The 14,843-nt window shown below is 70.4% G+C and carries 18 protein-coding genes; 8 read left to right on the top strand and 10 right to left on the bottom strand.

Features of this window, described 5'->3' with window-relative positions; translation table 11 throughout:
* The first annotated feature begins 54 nt into the window (after positions 1-54).
* The 3 genes from ACFYWS_RS12135 (at position 55) to ACFYWS_RS12125 (ending at position 2,012) form a co-directional block, all read left to right on the top strand.
* Complete coding sequence (locus ACFYWS_RS12135; protein WP_389273438.1) at positions 55-1,242, top strand: MFS transporter; 1,188 nt, start codon at positions 55-57, stop codon at positions 1,240-1,242.
* A 75-nt stretch (positions 1,243-1,317) separates the two neighbouring features.
* Positions 1,318-1,626, top strand: a complete 309-nt coding sequence (locus ACFYWS_RS12130) for an ArsR/SmtB family transcription factor (protein ID WP_389273435.1) — start codon at positions 1,318-1,320, stop codon at positions 1,624-1,626.
* The gene (locus ACFYWS_RS12125; protein WP_389273432.1) at positions 1,623-2,012 is read left to right on the top strand and encodes a VOC family protein; all 390 of its coding nucleotides are present in this window, start codon (positions 1,623-1,625) and stop codon (positions 2,010-2,012) included. The genes ACFYWS_RS12130 and ACFYWS_RS12125 overlap by 4 nt, the downstream gene beginning before the upstream one ends.
* Before the next feature lie 24 nt (positions 2,013-2,036).
* Here ACFYWS_RS12125 and ACFYWS_RS12120 read toward each other — a convergent pair whose 3' ends face one another.
* Positions 2,037-2,507, bottom strand: a complete 471-nt coding sequence (locus ACFYWS_RS12120) for a DUF3592 domain-containing protein (RefSeq protein WP_389273429.1) — start codon at positions 2,505-2,507, stop codon at positions 2,037-2,039.
* 53 nt (positions 2,508-2,560) lie between these two features.
* Complete coding sequence (locus ACFYWS_RS12115; protein ID WP_389273425.1) at positions 2,561-4,090, bottom strand: SulP family inorganic anion transporter; 1,530 nt, start codon at positions 4,088-4,090, stop codon at positions 2,561-2,563.
* A gap of 181 nt (positions 4,091-4,271) precedes the next feature.
* Here ACFYWS_RS12115 and ACFYWS_RS12110 point away from each other — a divergent pair, with 181 nt between their 5' ends.
* Together ACFYWS_RS12110 and ACFYWS_RS12105 are read left to right on the top strand one after the other, a co-directional pair.
* The gene (locus ACFYWS_RS12110; protein WP_389273422.1) at positions 4,272-4,676 is read left to right on the top strand and encodes a MerR family transcriptional regulator; all 405 of its coding nucleotides are present in this window, start codon (positions 4,272-4,274) and stop codon (positions 4,674-4,676) included.
* A 40-nt stretch (positions 4,677-4,716) separates the two neighbouring features.
* Positions 4,717-5,220, top strand: a complete 504-nt coding sequence (locus ACFYWS_RS12105) for a DinB family protein (protein ID WP_389273419.1) — start codon at positions 4,717-4,719, stop codon at positions 5,218-5,220.
* A 6-nt stretch (positions 5,221-5,226) separates the two neighbouring features.
* Here ACFYWS_RS12105 and ACFYWS_RS12100 read toward each other — a convergent pair whose 3' ends face one another.
* The 8 genes from ACFYWS_RS12100 to ACFYWS_RS12065 form a co-directional block, all read right to left on the bottom strand.
* A complete protein-coding gene (locus ACFYWS_RS12100; RefSeq protein ID WP_389273416.1) occupies positions 5,227-6,093 on the bottom strand; it encodes a GNAT family N-acetyltransferase in 867 nt (288 codons plus the stop codon).
* 88 nt (positions 6,094-6,181) lie between these two features.
* Positions 6,182-6,877, bottom strand: a complete 696-nt coding sequence (locus ACFYWS_RS12095; protein WP_389273413.1) for a GntR family transcriptional regulator — start codon at positions 6,875-6,877, stop codon at positions 6,182-6,184.
* A gap of 99 nt (positions 6,878-6,976) precedes the next feature.
* Positions 6,977-8,020, bottom strand: a complete 1,044-nt coding sequence (locus ACFYWS_RS12090; protein ID WP_389273410.1) for an LLM class flavin-dependent oxidoreductase — start codon at positions 8,018-8,020, stop codon at positions 6,977-6,979.
* A complete protein-coding gene (locus ACFYWS_RS12085; protein ID WP_389273407.1) occupies positions 8,017-8,247 on the bottom strand; it encodes a 4-oxalocrotonate tautomerase family protein in 231 nt (76 codons plus the stop codon). The genes ACFYWS_RS12090 and ACFYWS_RS12085 overlap by 4 nt, the downstream gene beginning before the upstream one ends.
* Before the next feature lie 8 nt (positions 8,248-8,255).
* Positions 8,256-9,752 carry an aldehyde dehydrogenase gene (locus ACFYWS_RS12080; protein ID WP_389273404.1) on the bottom strand — a complete coding sequence of 499 codons (1,497 nt, stop codon included), beginning with the start codon at positions 9,750-9,752 and terminating at the stop codon, positions 8,256-8,258.
* Positions 9,745-10,512: an alpha/beta fold hydrolase gene (locus tag ACFYWS_RS12075; protein WP_389273401.1), complete on the bottom strand. Its 768-nt coding sequence runs from the start codon at positions 10,510-10,512 to the stop codon at positions 9,745-9,747. Before ACFYWS_RS12075 ends, ACFYWS_RS12080 begins: the two co-directional genes overlap by 8 nt.
* Before the next feature lie 8 nt (positions 10,513-10,520).
* On the bottom strand, positions 10,521-11,072 hold the full coding sequence (locus ACFYWS_RS12070) for an amino acid synthesis family protein (protein ID WP_389273398.1): 552 nt from the start codon (positions 11,070-11,072) through the stop codon (positions 10,521-10,523).
* On the bottom strand, positions 11,069-11,710 hold the full coding sequence (locus tag ACFYWS_RS12065) for an amino acid synthesis family protein (RefSeq protein WP_389273395.1): 642 nt from the start codon (positions 11,708-11,710) through the stop codon (positions 11,069-11,071). The genes ACFYWS_RS12070 and ACFYWS_RS12065 overlap by 4 nt, the downstream gene beginning before the upstream one ends.
* Before the next feature lie 206 nt (positions 11,711-11,916).
* Here ACFYWS_RS12065 and ACFYWS_RS12060 point away from each other — a divergent pair, with 206 nt between their 5' ends.
* From ACFYWS_RS12060 to ACFYWS_RS12050, 3 genes are all read left to right on the top strand, one after another.
* Positions 11,917-12,846, top strand: a complete 930-nt coding sequence (locus ACFYWS_RS12060; protein WP_389273392.1) for a flavin reductase — start codon at positions 11,917-11,919, stop codon at positions 12,844-12,846.
* 40 nt (positions 12,847-12,886) lie between these two features.
* Positions 12,887-14,368: a purine-cytosine permease family protein gene (locus ACFYWS_RS12055; RefSeq protein WP_389273389.1), complete on the top strand. Its 1,482-nt coding sequence runs from the start codon at positions 12,887-12,889 to the stop codon at positions 14,366-14,368.
* 99 nt (positions 14,369-14,467) lie between these two features.
* A complete protein-coding gene (locus tag ACFYWS_RS12050) occupies positions 14,468-14,842 on the top strand; it encodes a VOC family protein (RefSeq protein WP_389273386.1) in 375 nt (124 codons plus the stop codon).
* Position 14,843: the final 1 nt, after the last annotated feature.

The following is a 14,843-nucleotide window of genomic DNA, read 5'->3' as shown; positions in this document are numbered from 1 at the left end:
TGTCTGGCAGGTTATCGGAAGCGGGACACAGCGCCCGGTCGCGACGATGACCGGGTGCGAAAGAACACCTCCATCCCTCTGCTCTCTGTCGGGCACGCGTGCGTGGACGTCTACCAAGGCGCCGTCGCCTCGCTCGTGCCGTACTTCGTCGCCGAACGCGCCTACAGCTACGCCGCCGTGTCCGGCATCGTGCTCGCGGCGTCTCTGCTGTCCTCAGTGGCGCAGCCGGTCTTCGGCCTGCTCACCGACCGCCGGGCGATGCCGTGGCTGCTGCCGCTCAGCACCCTGCTCGCGGGCGTGGGCATCGCGCTGAGCGGGGTGAGCGATTCATACGCGGTGACCCTCGGCGTCGTCGCGCTGTCCGGACTCGGTGTGGCCGCCTACCACCCGGAGTCGGCACGGGTGGCCCGGCTCGCGAGCCGCGGCAGCCACAGCGCGATGGCCTGGTTCTCGCTCGGCGGCAACGTCGGTTTCGCGCTGGCCCCGCTCCTGGTCGCCGCCGCGGTCGCCACGGGCGGCCTGCGGTTCACTCCCCTGCTGGCGCTGCCCGCCGCGACCGGCGCCGCGATCTGCCTGCCGGTGCTGCGCGCGCTGGGTCGCCGCGAGAACACCTCGTCCGCCACCACGCAGCCCCCCGCCAAGGACGACGTGCCGGCGTTCGTCCGCCTGTCGCTCGCGGTGGTGTGCCGCTCCATCGTGTTCACGGGCCTGAGCACCTTCGTCTCCCTGTACGCGACGCAGCGCATGGGCGGCGGCGAAGTGGCGGGCACCGCGGCCCTGTTCGTGCTCTACGTGGGCGGCGCGGTCGGCAGCGTCCTGGGTGGCGCGCTGGCGGGCCGCTGGAACCGGGTCACCGTCTCGCGCTGGTCGTACCTGCTGACGGCGGCGTCGGTGGCGGGTGTGGTGTGGGTGCCCGGCCCGGCGCTCTACGTCTTCCTCGCCTTCACCTCCGCGGGCCTGTACGTCCCCTTCTCGCTCCAAGTCACGCTCGGCCAGGACTACTTGCCGTCGCGCGTCGGCACGGCGAGCGGCATCACCCTCGGCCTCACGGTGAGCATCGGCGGCCTGACGAGCCCCCTCATCGGCACGGTCGCCGACCAGACATCCCTGCGCACCGCCCTGACTCCGCTCATCCTCATGCCCCTGCTGAGCTGGCTGCTGTTCCGGGGGCTGCCGGAGCCGACGAGCCCCGCGCTCGACAGCTCCGGAAAGGACACACCACGACCGGCACACCGGCAGTGACACACGCTTCCCCCTTCCGGTTGATAGGCAAGCTCCCGGTTGATAGGCAAGCCAATACTTGCCTATGCTGGGCTCGTGGCCGACGACCTCTTCAAAGCCTTGGCCGACCCCACCCGCCGCACGATCCTCGACGAGCTGACGCGGAAGTCGGGGCAGACGCTGTTCGAGATCTGCTCCCGGCTGACCATGAAGCATCAGCTGAGCCTGTCCAGACAGGCCGTCTCCCAGCACCTCGCCGTGCTGGAGGCGGCCGGACTCGTCGAGGCCAGGCGGGAGGGGCGTTACAAGTTCCACGACGTGAACACCGCCCCGCTGCGCCAGATATCGGAGCGGTGGCTCATGCCAGCACCCCCCGCACAGGACCCGGAAGAGAGCACCCCATGAAGATCCACATGACCAGCGTCTTCGTCGACGACCAGGCCAAGGCGGCGCACTTCTACACCGAGATCCTCGGCTTCAAGAAGAAGCACGACGTGGATCTGGGCGAGGCCCGCTGGCTGACCGTCGTGTCGTCCGAGGAGCCCGACGCGGCCGAGCTGCTCCTGGAGCCCTCGGGCCACCCGGCCGTCAAGCCCTACCGGGACGCGTTGATCGCGGACGGCATCCCGCTCGCCCAGTTCGCCGTCGACGACGTACAGGCCGAGTACGAGCGGCTGACCGCGCTCGGCGTGCGCTTCACCCAGGAGCCGCTGGAGATGGGCCCGGTCACGACCGCCGTGCTCGACGATACCTGCGGCAACCTCATCCAGATCGCGACCGAGCCCAAGTAACGCCGAGAGCAGACCCGGGGCGGGTTACGCGCGCCGCCGCCCGAAGACCGCGATGCCCGTGGCGACGGCGGCGGCGATCAGCCCGATCCCGCCGAAGATGAGCGGCAGCAGCCACAGCGAGAGAAAACCGTTGATCCGCGCGTCCTCGGGGGCGTCGGCCCGGTACAGCACCTCGACGCGCTCCCCCTCCTCGTACGAGGGCGGGTTGGAGCCCGTCGAGCTGCGGAAGGTGTGCGCGGTGCCGTCCGTGGTGGCGAACTCGACGACGGGGTACGCGGAGGGTTCGTCCCGGCCCCGGGACGTGCGGGACGAACCGGTGTCGGCGTCGCGCCACTGCAGGGCCACGACCCTGCCCGTCGTACGGTCCGCCTCCCGCAGCAGCGAGACCGACGACCACGTGAGGATCAGCCCGACCACCAGGAAGATCCCGCCGAACGCCGACACCCCCGCCACGACCCATCGACGTACCGTCCGCCCCCGCACCTGAACCTGCACGTCGTGCCTCTCACTCGTCCAAAGAGGAGGGAGGCTATCGCAGATGGAAGGGGTCAGCCGCTGGCGGTGAGTTCGCCGCTCAGCCTTCCGTGCAGGGCCGCGCTGTCCGGGTTGAAGCCGACGATCTCGACGGCCTTGCCGCGCTCCGCGTACTTGGTCTCGATCGCGTCGAGCGCGGCGACCGACGAGGCGTCCCAGATGTGCGTCGCGGAGAGGTCGATGACGACCTTGTCGGGGTCGCCCGCGTAGTCGAACTGGGTCACCAGGTCGTTGGAGGAGGCGAAGAAGAGTTCGCCGGTGACCGAGTAGACGACCCGGCCGCCGTCGGGGTCGGTGACCGGGGTGACGTTCGCGACGTGGGCGACGCGCCGGGCGAAGATGACCATCGCGGTGATCGAGCCGACGACGACGCCGATCGCGAGGTTGCTGGTGGCGACCACGACCACGACGGTCAGCACCATGACGACGATCTCGCCGGCCGGCATCCGCTTCAGTGTCTTCGGGGCGATGGAGTGCCAGTCGAACGTCGCGAAGCACACCATCACCATGACGGCGACCAGGGCGCCCATCGGGATCTCGGAGACGATGGGCCCGAAGACCACGCACAGCACCATCAGGAACACGCCCGCGAGGAACGTGGACAGGCGGGTCCTCGCGCCCGACACCTTTACGTTGATCATCGTCTGGCCGATCATGGCGCAGCCGCCCATGCCGCCGAAGAAGCCGGTGACGATGTTGGCGATGCCCTGCCCGATCGACTCGCGGGTCTTGGACGAGCGGCTGTCGGTGATCTCGTCGACCAGCTTGGCCGTCATCAGGGACTCCATCAGCCCCACGAGCGCCATCGCGAGCGCGTACGGCGCGATGATCCTCAGGGTCTCGAAGGTGAACGGCACGTCCGGCAGCCCCGGTACCGGCAGCGAGGACGGCAGCGCGCCCTTGTCCCCCACGGTCGGCACCGCGATCCCGGCGGCGACCGTGATGACGGTCAGGATGACGATGGAGACGAGCGGCGCCGGGACGGCCTTGGTGACCTTGGGGAAGAACACCATCAGCGCGAGCCCGCCGACGATCAGCGGATAGACGGCCCACGGCACGTCCGTCATCTCGGGCACCTGGGCCATGAAGATCATGATGGCGAGCGCGTTGACGAAGCCGACCATCACGCTGCGCGGCACGAACCGCATCAGCTTCGCCACCCCGAGCGCGCCGAGGACGATCTGGAACACGCCGGCCAGGATCACCGCGGCCACCAGATAGCCGAACCCGTGCTCCCGGTTGAGCGGCGCGATCACCAGCGCGACCGCGCCCGTGGCGGCCGAGATCATGGCGCGCCGTCCGCCGACGATCGAGATGGTCACGGCCATGGTGAACGCGGCGAAGAGACCGATCTGCGGATCGACGCCCGCGATGACCGAGAACGAGATCGCCTCGGGGATCAGCGCAAGCCCCACCACGAGCCCGCCCAGGATCTCGGTGCGCCACACCTTCGGGTCGGACCACCAGTCGGGGCGGCGCGGGCGCCGCAGCCGGGCGGCCGGGGACGGGACGGAAGGGGCGGAGGAGGCGGAGGAGGGGGGCAAGGGTAAGTAGCCTGTCGTGGTGGTCGGGCACAGCGGCGTCGCGTGGCCTGTGTGTACGGAAGGGACGGGCGGCGCAGGGCCGGCCGGGACGACCAGCAACTCTACCCTGACGTTAGGGTAGAGATCGGTTTCGCCGACTGTGGCCTCGGTGACACCACGCAGACACGGAGAAAGGCGCCGCGTGAGCAGCGAGCACATGCAGATCGGCGAGGTCGCCGCGCGGACCGAGCTGTCGTTGCGCACCATCCGGCACTACGAGGAGACGGGCCTCGTCATCCCGTCCGCCCGCTCTCAGGGCGGCTTCCGTCTCTACACCGAGAACGATGTGGCCCGCCTGATGGTGATCCGCCGCATGAAGCCGCTCGGCTTCACCCTCGACCAGATGCGGGACCTCCTGGACGCCACGGACCGCCTCGACGCGACCCCGCCGCCCGAGGGCGAGGAGCGCGAGCAACTCCTGGACCGCGTACGCCACTTCGAGCGTGCGGCGGCCGACCGCGTCGCGGACCTGCGCAAACAGCTGGGCCGCGCGGAGGAGTTCGCGGGGACGCTGCGGGAGCGGCTGGGCGGGGCGGGCTCCGCGTAATCCGGTACCTCTCGGGTCCCGGGCGTGCCAGGATCCCGCCATGACACGCACCGACATGCCCACGTCCTTGGACGAGCGCACGATGCTCACGACGTTTCTCGACTACGCGCGCGCCACGGCCGTCGCCAAGTGCGCCGACCTCGCGCCGGAGCACGGCGGCGCGGCGCCGCTGCCCGGTTCGCCGCTCATGACACTGGGCGGTCTGATCAACCACCTTCGGTGGGTGGAGTACCACTGGTTCCAGGTGATCTTCCTCGGCGAGGAGGACGCGGGGCCGTGGACGGACGAGGATCCCGACCGGGAGATGCGGCTCGGCGCGCAGACGCCCGTGCCCGAACTCATCGCCGCATACGAGGCGCAGAGCGCGCGGTATCGCCGACTGGTGGCCGACACCGATCTGTCGGCGACGGCGAAGAAGCCGGTCAGGGGTGGTACGCACGTCAGCATCGGATGGATCCTGATGCACCTGATCGAGGAGACGTCGCGGCACAACGGGCACATCGACATCCTGCGGGAGATGGCTGACGGCGCGGTGGGCGACTAGAAGCCGTTACGCCTGCCGGGAGCGGTCCCTGACCTGGGGCATGGGACGGTAGCCCGCCGCCTTGTAGGTGGCCACGGCCGCCGTGTTGGCGCTCGGTGTGCTCACGAGGGCGCTCGACGCGCCGAGTTCGCGCAGCGCGGCCGCCGCGGCGGCGCAGATCGCCGCCCCGTGACCACGGACCCGGTGGTCCCGGTGCACGCCCATCGGTTCGAGCAGTCCGGGCCGCCCAGGCCCCGCCGACCACACCGTCACCACCGCCACCGCCGCGCCCCCGTCGTCGTAGGCGAGCAGACACCGCGCCTCCTCATACAGCGACCCGACCGCCATCGCGCGCCATCGCTGCGCGGTGAACGTCGACCTGTCGAACGCCGCCCGGAGCACACCGGCGTACGCGTCCGCCCGCTCAGGACCCGCCACCTCGATCCGCACGGCCGGGGGCGGGACCGGCTCGGTGAGATCGCGGATCAGCGGCGTCCACGCCTCACCGGGGCGCCAGCCGGCCTCCGTCAGGAGGTCGCGCAGCAGCGCGCCCTCGGGCGCCTCGATGTCGGCCGGCCCCTCGGGCAGGACCCCGCGCCCCGGTTCCCCCACATCGGCCAGCAACTCCCGTGCCAGCTCGACGTCTTGGTGGGCGTCCGGCGCGAGGGTCAGCCGCAGCAGGGTGGGGCCGTCCAGCAGTCCGACGGCGAGGACCCGCCCGTCACGCCGCCACGTCCGCACGGCCGCCGCGGCGCGCTCCACGCCGAACCGCCGGTACCAGCCCAGGTCGCCGGGGTGCAGCTGCATCGGCGCCGAGTCGTGCTGCCATGCCCGCAGGGCGTCGGCGGCTTCGTCCAGATCGTCGACGCCAGGTGTCCTCAACTCGATGGCCATGCGGTCGATGACACACCACAAGTCCCGGTGTCCGCACCCGAATTCCGCCGACGCCGCCGACTCGGCCCTTTGCGTCCTTTCAGTCCTTTCAGTCCTTGAACCGCTCGTCGTCCATCCCCGCCATGAGTGCCTGATGGCTGCGCCGCACATGTTCGCGCATGACGCGCTCCGCGCCGTCGCCGTCCCTGGCGCGGATGAGGTCGAGTACGCGGTGGTGCTCGTGGTCGGACTCGGTGAGGCGGCCCGGCTGGGAGAGGGACGTGCGCACGAGGCGGGCGTAGGCGAGCTGGTTCATCAGGGTGCGGTAGTGGGCCTCCAGCTTGGAGTTGTCGGCCCCGACCATGATCAGCTCGTGGAAGTCGTGAACCAGCTTCTCGTACTGCTCGGAGTCGCCGGCCCGCACCGCCTCGTCGGCGGCGCTCATGTTGGCGGCGAGCCGTTCCACCTCGGGGACGTTGCCGCGGAAGGCGAGGAGGCGGGCCGCCGCGCCTTCGAGGAGCTCCTTCATCTGGAAGAGTTCCGTGATCTCACGGCGCGAGGGCACGGCGACGAACGTGCCGACCCGCGGGCGCACCTCCACCAGGCCCTCGATCTGGAGCTGCTTGAGGGCTTCGCGGATCGGGGTGCGGCTGACACCGAAGGTCTGCGACAGCGTCATCTCGGAGAGGCTGGAGCGTGGCGGCAGCTCCCCACTGATGATCATCCGGCGCAGCTCTTCGGCGACCTTCGCCTGCATGCTGGTCTGCTTCAGCGGGCTGCCTGCGAGGTGATCGGGCTCTTGCATGGCACGAGAACCTAGTCTTCGGGGACGTGTGGCGTCAATTGACGGGGAATCCCGGAATTGCCATGCAAGAAGGCGGGCAATGCCGTGTGACCGGGCGGCCTACTCGAAGGCCGGGACGACCTCCTTGATGAACAGTTGCAGCGACTCGCGCTTCTCCTCGTGCGAGAGCGTGTTGTCGATCCAGAAGCTGTACTCGTCGACGCCCAGCTCCTCGTAACCGCGCAGCCGCTCGATGACCTCGGCGGGTGTGCCGATCATCGCGGTCCTGCGCAGGGCCTCCGGGGCGAACTCGGGGCGCTCGGCGAACTTCTCCTCGGGGCTGGGCTCCAGGAAGCCGTTGACCGGGGCCTTCTTGTTGCCGAACCAGGCGTCGAAGGTGCGGTAGAAGCGGTTGATGCCCTCGGCGGCCGGGCGCCAGCCCTCCGGGTCCTCCGGGGCGTGCACGTGGGTGTGGCGCAGCACCATGATGTCGGGGCGCTCGACCTCGGGGTGGTTGGCCACGGCGGTGTCGAACTTGTCCTTGAGGGCGGCGACCTCCTCGTCGCCCTTCATCAGCGGGGTCACCATGACGTTGCAGCCCTGCGAGACGGCGAAGTCGTGCGAGGCGGGGTCGCGGGCGGCGACCCACATCGGCGGGGTGGGCCGCTGCACCGGCTTGGGCACGCTGGTCGACGTCGGGAACTGCCAGATCTCGCCGTCGTGCGCGTAGTCGCCCTGCCACAACGCCCGTACGGCGGGGATGAGTTCACGCAGGTGCTTGCCGCCGTCGGAGGCCTTGAGACCGTCGGCGAGGCGGTCGAACTCGATCTGGTACGCGCCGCGGGCCAGGCCGACCTCGGCCCGGCCGTTGCTGATCACGTCGAGGAGCGCGGTCTCCCCCGCGGCGCGGATCGGGTGCCAGAACGGGGCGATGATGGTGCCCGCGCCGAGCCGGATGGTGTCGGTCTTCGCCGCCAGGTGCGCCAGGATCGGCATCGGGCTGGGCGAGATCGTGTACTCCATGGCGTGGTGCTCGCCGACCCACACCGTGCTGAACCCGCCGGCCTCGGCCATCTGCGTCAGCTCGGTGAGGTTCTCGAAGAGTTCGCGGTGGGTGGTGCTCTCGTCCCAGCGCTCCATGTGCACGAACAGCGAAAACCTCATGACATCTCCTCTTCGGTGGTGGGGGTGGGTGTGTGGGGCGCGTGCATCTCGGCGATCGTGGTGTCTCCCGTGGACCAGTGCGTCGTGGGCACCTCGTGGACGACGATCCGGATGTACTCGGGCCGGGTGTCGATCGAGCGCAGCACGGCCTCGTGGACCTCGTGCTGCAAGGTCCTGATCTGCTCGGGGGTGCGGCCCTCGGCGAGCGTGACGGTGATCTGTGGCATGGCGGGCCTCAGCTCCGCATCGTGAACGGGTCGGCCACGGGCTCCTCGCTCGTGTTGATCCATACGCTCTTGAGGCGGGTGTACTCCTTGATGGTCTCGGTGCCGTGCTCGACGCCGACGCCGCTGGCCTTGAAGCCCTGGCGCGGGGACATCGGGGACATGGCCCGGTAGGTGTTGACCCAGACCGTGCCCGCGTCGAGGCGGCCGGCCACCCGGTGGGCGCGGGACAGGCTGGTGGTCCAGATCCCGGCCGCCAGCCCGTACTCGGTGTCATTGGCGAGGCCGACGACCTCGTCCTCGGTGTCGAACGGCATGATCGCCACGACGGGGCCGAAGATCTCCTCGCGGACCACGCGCATGCTGTTGTCGACGTCGACCAGGACGGTCGGCTCGTAGAAGCAGCCGCCCGTGCCACCGTCGGTGGGCGCGCCGCCGGTCAGCACGCGGGCGCCCTCCTCGCGGCCGAGGTCGACGTACGCGGCGACCTTGTCGCGCTGTGCCTCGAAGGCGAGCGGGCCGAGTTCGGTGGCCTCGTCGAGGGGGTCGCCGATGCGGATGGACTTGGCGCGCTCGCAGACCCGTTCAAGCAGCTCGTCGTAGACGGAGCGGTGGGCGAAGACGCGGCTGCCGGCGATGCAGGTCTGTCCGGCCGCGGCGAAGACACCGGCGATGACACCCATGGCGGCGTTCGGCACGTCGGCGTCCGCGAAGACGATCTGTGGTGACTTGCCGCCGAGTTCGAGGGTGGCGCCGATGAAGCGGCCCGCGGCCGACGCGGCGATCTTCGATCCGGTCGCCGTGGAGCCGGTGAAGGAGATCTTGGCGAGGTCCTCGTGGTCGACGAGGGGCTGCCCGGCCTCGGCGCCGTACCCGGTGACGACGTTGACGACGCCGGGCGGGAAGCCGGCCTCCAGGGCGAGCTCCGCGAGGCGCAGTCCGCTCGCCGAGGTGTACTCGGAGGGCTTGACGACGACCGTGTTGCCCGCGCACAGGGCGGGGGCCAGCTTGCTGGTGGTCAGGGTCAGCGGCGAGTTCCACGGGGTGATCGCGCCGACGACGCCGAGGGGTTCGCGTGCCGTGTAGTTGAGGACGGCGCGGTCGGAGGTGGGGATGGTCTCGCCGTGGATCTTGTCGGCGAGGCCCGCGTAGTAGTGGAAGTACTCTGGCAGGGAGGCGAGTTGGCCGCGCATCTCGCGCAGCAGCTTGCCGTTGTCCCGCGACTCCATGAGGGCGAGCTCGTCGGCGTTCTCGGCGATGAGCTGGCCGAGGCGGCGCAGCAGGTGGCCCCGCCGGGTCTGGTTGAGGTCGCGCCAGCTGGGGTCCTCGAAGGCGGCGCGGGCGGCGGCGACGGCCTTGTCGATGTCGGCGGCGGTGCCGCGGGCGGCGCGGTAGAGGGTGCGGCCGGTGGCCGGGTCGGTGCTGTCGAAGTACTCGCCCGCGGCGGGCTCGACCCACCTGCCGCCGATGAAGTGCTTCCAGGTCGTGAGCGTCGTGGGCTCAGACATGTGCGGTGTCTCCAGGTGCGCTCTCGTCGGTGTGCTGTGCGCTCTGCGCGATGAACGTGGTGAGGGCCTCGGCGAACGCGTCCGGGCGCTCGACAGGCAGCATGTGTCGCGCTCCGGGCACGATCACGGCCCGGCACGAGGGCAGCGCCTCGGCGAGCCGGTGCGTCATCTGAGGGGTGGAGCCGGGGTCGTTCTCGCCTGTCACGGCGAGCGCGGGCACGGTGATGTCACCGAGCCGCGGGCCCAGCTCGGCGTCGGCTCCCGCGAACACCCGGTAGCAGCCGAGGAAGGAGTCGACGTCGTTGGCGCTCAGTGTGGCCCGTGTCCGGTCGATGGTCTCGGCCGGCACGGTGGTGCCCGCGTACCAGCGTTCGATGGACGCCGCGGTGCTCGCCGCGAAGTCGTTCTCGGCGGCTCGCAGCCGGGCCCGGACGGCCGCCCGCTCGTCCGGGGTGCGGCGGCAGACCGAGCTCACCGAGGTGAGCGTGCGCGTCAACTCCGGCCGGTGCAGCGCGAGTTGCTGGGCGACCAGGGCGCCGAGCGAGAACCCGACCAGGTGTGAGCCCGGCGGGATGTGCCCGGCGACCCCGTCGGCGAGTTCCGCCAGGGTCACGTCGCCGCGCACGGGTGGGCGGGCGCCGTGTCCCGGCAGGTCGATCGCGCTGACGGTGAAGCGGTCGGCCAGCAGGGCGGTGACGGGCTCCCACATGGTGCGGTCGAGGCCGACGCCGTGCAGGAGTACGAGGGGCGGCTTGTCCATGGCGGTGCCTACTGCTCGGTGGAGAGCGGGGCGAGGCGGGCCTGCGGGCGGCCCTGGGACGCGGCGGCGAGGCCGATGACGATCTCGTCGGCGCGGGGGCCGTCCGGGACCCGTACCTCGATGCTCTGGTGGTGGGAGCGGACGGTGGCGTCGGTGATGTGCTTGAGCGGGATGTCGAAGACACCTCCGGCGACCGCGCGCTTCTCCACGGCCGGGAGCAGCGTGGTGGCGTTCGCCGCCTTGCGGAAGTGGTCGCCGAACTTGAGCGTGTGGATCAGGGCGCTGCCGTGCTCGACCTCGCCGTCGAGGCCCACGATGGCGGCCTTCCCGTACGCCTCGACGGGTGCGCCGAGCGCTTCCACGACGCGCGGCGCGAGCAGCTCGCCGAGCTGGGGTGCCACCTCGTCGATGCCGGGCAGCAGGTCGGTGACGAAGCCCTGGCCCGCCCACGGGTTCTCGATCACGGCGAGCACCACGGCGGTGCGCGCCACCGAGTCGACGGGGCGGCCGCCCTCGGCGTGGATGTCTTCGACGTAGGTAAGGATCTTGCGGAGGTTCATCGGGCGGTCTCCAAGTCGGCGAGGCGGACCACGGGGTCCTGGCGGCGGTCTCCGATCCGGGCGTTGGGGCGCGGCCCCGAAGCGGCGGCGGCCACGACGACGATCTCGTCGGGCCGGGGCGCGTCGGGCACCCGGATCTGGACGGTCTGGTAGTGGGAGCGGGTGGCGGCAGCGGTCTTGTGCCACACCGGGACGGTCAGCGGTTCGCCGGCGGCGAGCCGGTCGTCGCTGAACACGATGATCGAGGTGCCCTCGGTCAGTTCGCGCAGCACATTGCCGAAGTACGGGGTGTGGATCAGCGCCCCGCCGTGCTCGATCTCCCCGTCGAGCCCGACGACGGCCGCCTTGCCGAACGCCTCGACGTGCTCCACGCCGCCCAGTGTCTCGATCAGCCGGTCGGTGAGGAGGCGGCCGATGCCGGGCGCGATGTCCTCCACCTCGGGCTGCAGGTCGGCGACGAATCCGCGCCCGGCCCAGGGGTTCTCGATGACGGCGGCCGCGGCGACGCGGCGTACGGGAGTGGCGACCGGCCGCCCGAGTTCCAGGAGGACCTCGTCCACCACGGTCACGACCTTGCGCAGTCTGCCTCGTGTGGGTGTGGCCCACAGCTGTTGGCCTGCTGATTGTTGCTGTGCCATGGCAGCGAGGCTAAGAGTGACGCGGAGAGCCGTCAAGGGTCGACGGCAAATACCCCTCCCTGACCTAGGAGTTAGCGGCAATACGCCATGGGAAGCAGTGAATTCCGTCCGAACCATTGACACGACGGATGCCCGATTCCTACGGTCCACTGCCATACAACAGATCTGCCATGCAAGAGCAGGCCGATCCGATCGATGGAGCCGCCATGTCACTCACCCTGGAACACGCCACCGACCGCCCCGCCCGCCTCCGCGCCGCCTGGGACGCGGCCTGGAACCGGGGTGAAGTCGACGCCCTGGACGCCGTGTTGAGCCCCGGCTACGTGCGCCGCCGTGGACCGGCCGGCACCGCTCAGGACCGCGCCGGGTTCAAGGAGAGCATCAGCGCCGTGCGCGCGGCGTTCCCCGATCTGCGGACCGACATCGAGGACCTGGTCGTGGACGGGGACCGTCTCGCCGTCCGCTGGCGCAGCACGGGGCGGCACACCGACACGTTCATGGGTGTGCCGCCCACCGGCCGGCCTGTCGAGGTGTCGGGCGCCACGTTCGCCCGCTTCGACGGTGACACCGTCACCGAGGAGTCTGTGACCTTCGACTCCCGGCAGCTCCTCGAGGCGCTCGGCATCATCACGACGGCACACGAGGCCGCCGTCGACGCAGACCTGGTCAAGGGCGTGCACCGGAAGTTCATCACCGGTGTCACCGTGGTGACCACCGACGACGACGGGACTCCCAGGGGCCTCGCCGTGAACGCGTTCTCCAGCATCTCGCTGGACCCGCCGATGGTCCTGGTGTGTGTCCAGCGCAGCTCGTCGACACACCCCGCGCTGCACCGTGCCACCCACATCGGCATCAACATCCTCGCGGCCGACCAGCTCGACGTGGCGAAGGTGTTCGCGAGCAAGGGCACCGACAAGTTCGCCGCCCTGGACTGGGCGCCCGGCGAGCACGGCGCCCCGCTGCTCGACGGCTCCGCCGCCCAGCTGGAGGTGGAGATCGGTGAGCGCCTGGAGGCCGGAAGTCACACCGTCTTCACCGGACGTGTAGTGTCGGCGGGTCATTCCGAGCTCGCCCCGCTTGTCTACAGCGGTGGTGGCTTCTTCGACATCTCGCAGACGGCGCCCCTTCCGTGGTGACTCGCGTCCGCCCCCGCATCCTCGTCCCCCGGAGCACGCCATGACCCATGATTCCCAGGGCCCACCTGTCTACGGCAGCGCCGTCACCAAGGTCGAGCCGTTCGGTGTCGACCACATCCCCGACAGCGAGCGACACGGCAAACCGAGTTCACAGTTCTTCGTGTGGTTCGCGGCCGGACTGAACTTCCCGGTCATCCTGCTCGGCTTCAGCGCCGCGTACTTCGGGCTCAGCTTCACCACCGCCGCCGCCGCGATCGTCGTCGGCGCCGGTGTCGGCGCCCTGCTGATGGCCGTCATGTCCCGCATGGGCGTCCGCCTCGGTGTGCCGCAGCAGATCCAGGCGAGGGGGCCGCTGGGCTTCTTCGGCAACTTCCTGCCCGTCGCCTACATCAACGTGTTCTCCGGTGTGGGCTGGGCGGCCGTCACGGTCATCCTCGGCGGCAAGGCCTTCGCGGAGCTGAGTCACCTGCCGTACTGGCTGTGCGCGCTCCTGCTCACCGTGGTCGAGCTCGTCGTGGCCATCTTCGGCTACAACATGATCAATTTCCTTCAGCGGGCGCTGACGTACGTCCTCACCCCGCTGTTCGTCCTGATCACGGTCGTGGCGGTGGTCCGCGGCGGCAGCCTCTTCGAGGCGAATCCGCACGCGGACGGGTATGTCGGCGCGGCGGGCGGCTCGATCACGCTGGGCGGCTGGTTCCTGGCGTTCCTCGTGGCGTGGATGCCCTTCGCCTCCGACTACTCGCGCTATCTCCCCGACACCGCGAAGGTCGTCCGGCAGACCACCTGGTACACCGCCCTCGGCAACTTCCTCACCATCGCCTGGCTCGGCATCCTCGGCGTCGTGGTCGGCGCCTCCGCCTCCAGCTCGGACACCATCACGGCCCTGCACGAGCTGATGGGCCCGTTCGCCGTGCCCGCCCTCGTCGCCGTGGGCCTGTCCGCGCTGGCCCAGAACTTCCTCAACGTGTACGGCGGCGCGATCTCCGTCCAGACCCTCAAGGTCCCCGTCACCCGTACCCAGGCGGTGGCCGGCATCTGTGTCCTCGCGTACGGGATCAGCCTGTGGGGCGCCTCCGGCACGGAGGACAAGTTCAAGGTCTTCCTCAACCTCACCGCGTACTTCATCGCGCCGTTCGCCGCCGTGCTCCTCATCGACTTCTACCTGGGCGGGCGCGGCGACCCCCGCAGGATCGCCGAGCTCTACGACCGCTCCAGGATCGTCGACTGGGGCCTGGTGGCCTGGGCCCTCGGCGTCGCGGCATCCGTGCCGTTCTGGGTGTCCGACATCTACACCGGCGCCTTCGCCGCGGCCCACCCGGGGGCCGGTGACCTCAGCATGCTCGTCGCCGCGGGGGTCGCCGTCATCGTGTACCTGTTCACGTACCGGCTGAAGCCGCTGTGGCGCCGAGCGGGCGGCGAGGACCCCGACGTCGCCACGGCCACTGACACGGCCCCCGGCAAGGACACCTCCGCCGAGCAACTGCCGGAGCGCGCACCGGACTTGATCGGTCGCGGCTGACGGCACACCACCGCGGCGGGTGTGTCCGCCGCGGTGGCGGGTACGGCACTTCCCGTGCAGGATGTCGCTGAAGCGGCGGACGAGCGAGGAGTGCCGGAAGTGATTCGAAAACTGCAGGCGGTCGCGCTGGACTGCGCCGACCCCGTACAGCTCGCCGAGTTCTACGCGGAGCTGCTCGGCGGCCGGGTGGTCCTTGACCCCGAGGATCCCGACTGGGTCGACGTGGTGGGGTTCGAGGGGACACCTCTGGCCTGCCAGCGGGTGGACGGGTACCAGGCGCCGCGGTGGCCGGGCCAGGAGCGCCCGCAACAGGTCCATCTGGACTTCGACGTGGACGACCTCGAAGCGGACGAGAAGCGGGTGCTCGCTCTCGGCGCGACCCTCCTTGAGCGCACGGACCAGATCCATCCGGACACCAACTGGCGGGTCTACGCGGACCCGGCAGGACACCCCTTCTGCCTCTGCCTGCACTGAG

It is taken from the genome of Streptomyces sp. NPDC002795 (genome assembly GCF_042888725.1).
In the GTDB taxonomy this organism is placed as follows: Bacteria; Actinomycetota; Actinomycetes; order Streptomycetales; family Streptomycetaceae; genus Streptomyces.
The sequence above is the reverse complement of the archived record's forward strand: the minus strand, read 5'-3'. Positions and strand labels throughout refer to the sequence as shown.

Bases quoted from the DNA above. Each gene is read 5' to 3' on its own strand.
- ACFYWS_RS12125 (WP_389273432.1), top strand. From the start codon at position 1,623: ATGAAGATCCACATGACCAGCGTCTTCGTCGACGACCAGGCCAAGGCG.
- ACFYWS_RS12105 (WP_389273419.1), top strand. From the start codon at position 4,717: ATGACACGCACCGACATGCCCACGTCCTTGGACGAGCGCACGATGCTC.
- ACFYWS_RS12100 (WP_389273416.1), bottom strand. From the start codon at position 6,093: ATGGCCATCGAGTTGAGGACACCTGGCGTCGACGATCTGGACGAAGCC.
- ACFYWS_RS12095 (WP_389273413.1), bottom strand. From the start codon at position 6,877: ATGCAAGAGCCCGATCACCTCGCAGGCAGCCCGCTGAAGCAGACCAGC.
- ACFYWS_RS12090 (WP_389273410.1), bottom strand. From the start codon at position 8,020: ATGAGGTTTTCGCTGTTCGTGCACATGGAGCGCTGGGACGAGAGCACC.
- ACFYWS_RS12085 (WP_389273407.1), bottom strand. From the start codon at position 8,247: ATGCCACAGATCACCGTCACGCTCGCCGAGGGCCGCACCCCCGAGCAG.
- ACFYWS_RS12080 (WP_389273404.1), bottom strand. From the start codon at position 9,752: ATGTCTGAGCCCACGACGCTCACGACCTGGAAGCACTTCATCGGCGGC.
- ACFYWS_RS12075 (WP_389273401.1), bottom strand. From the start codon at position 10,512: ATGGACAAGCCGCCCCTCGTACTCCTGCACGGCGTCGGCCTCGACCGC.
- ACFYWS_RS12070 (WP_389273398.1), bottom strand. From the start codon at position 11,072: ATGAACCTCCGCAAGATCCTTACCTACGTCGAAGACATCCACGCCGAG.
- ACFYWS_RS12065 (WP_389273395.1), bottom strand. From the start codon at position 11,710: ATGGCACAGCAACAATCAGCAGGCCAACAGCTGTGGGCCACACCCACA.
- ACFYWS_RS12060 (WP_389273392.1), top strand. From the start codon at position 11,917: ATGTCACTCACCCTGGAACACGCCACCGACCGCCCCGCCCGCCTCCGC.
- ACFYWS_RS12055 (WP_389273389.1), top strand. From the start codon at position 12,887: ATGACCCATGATTCCCAGGGCCCACCTGTCTACGGCAGCGCCGTCACC.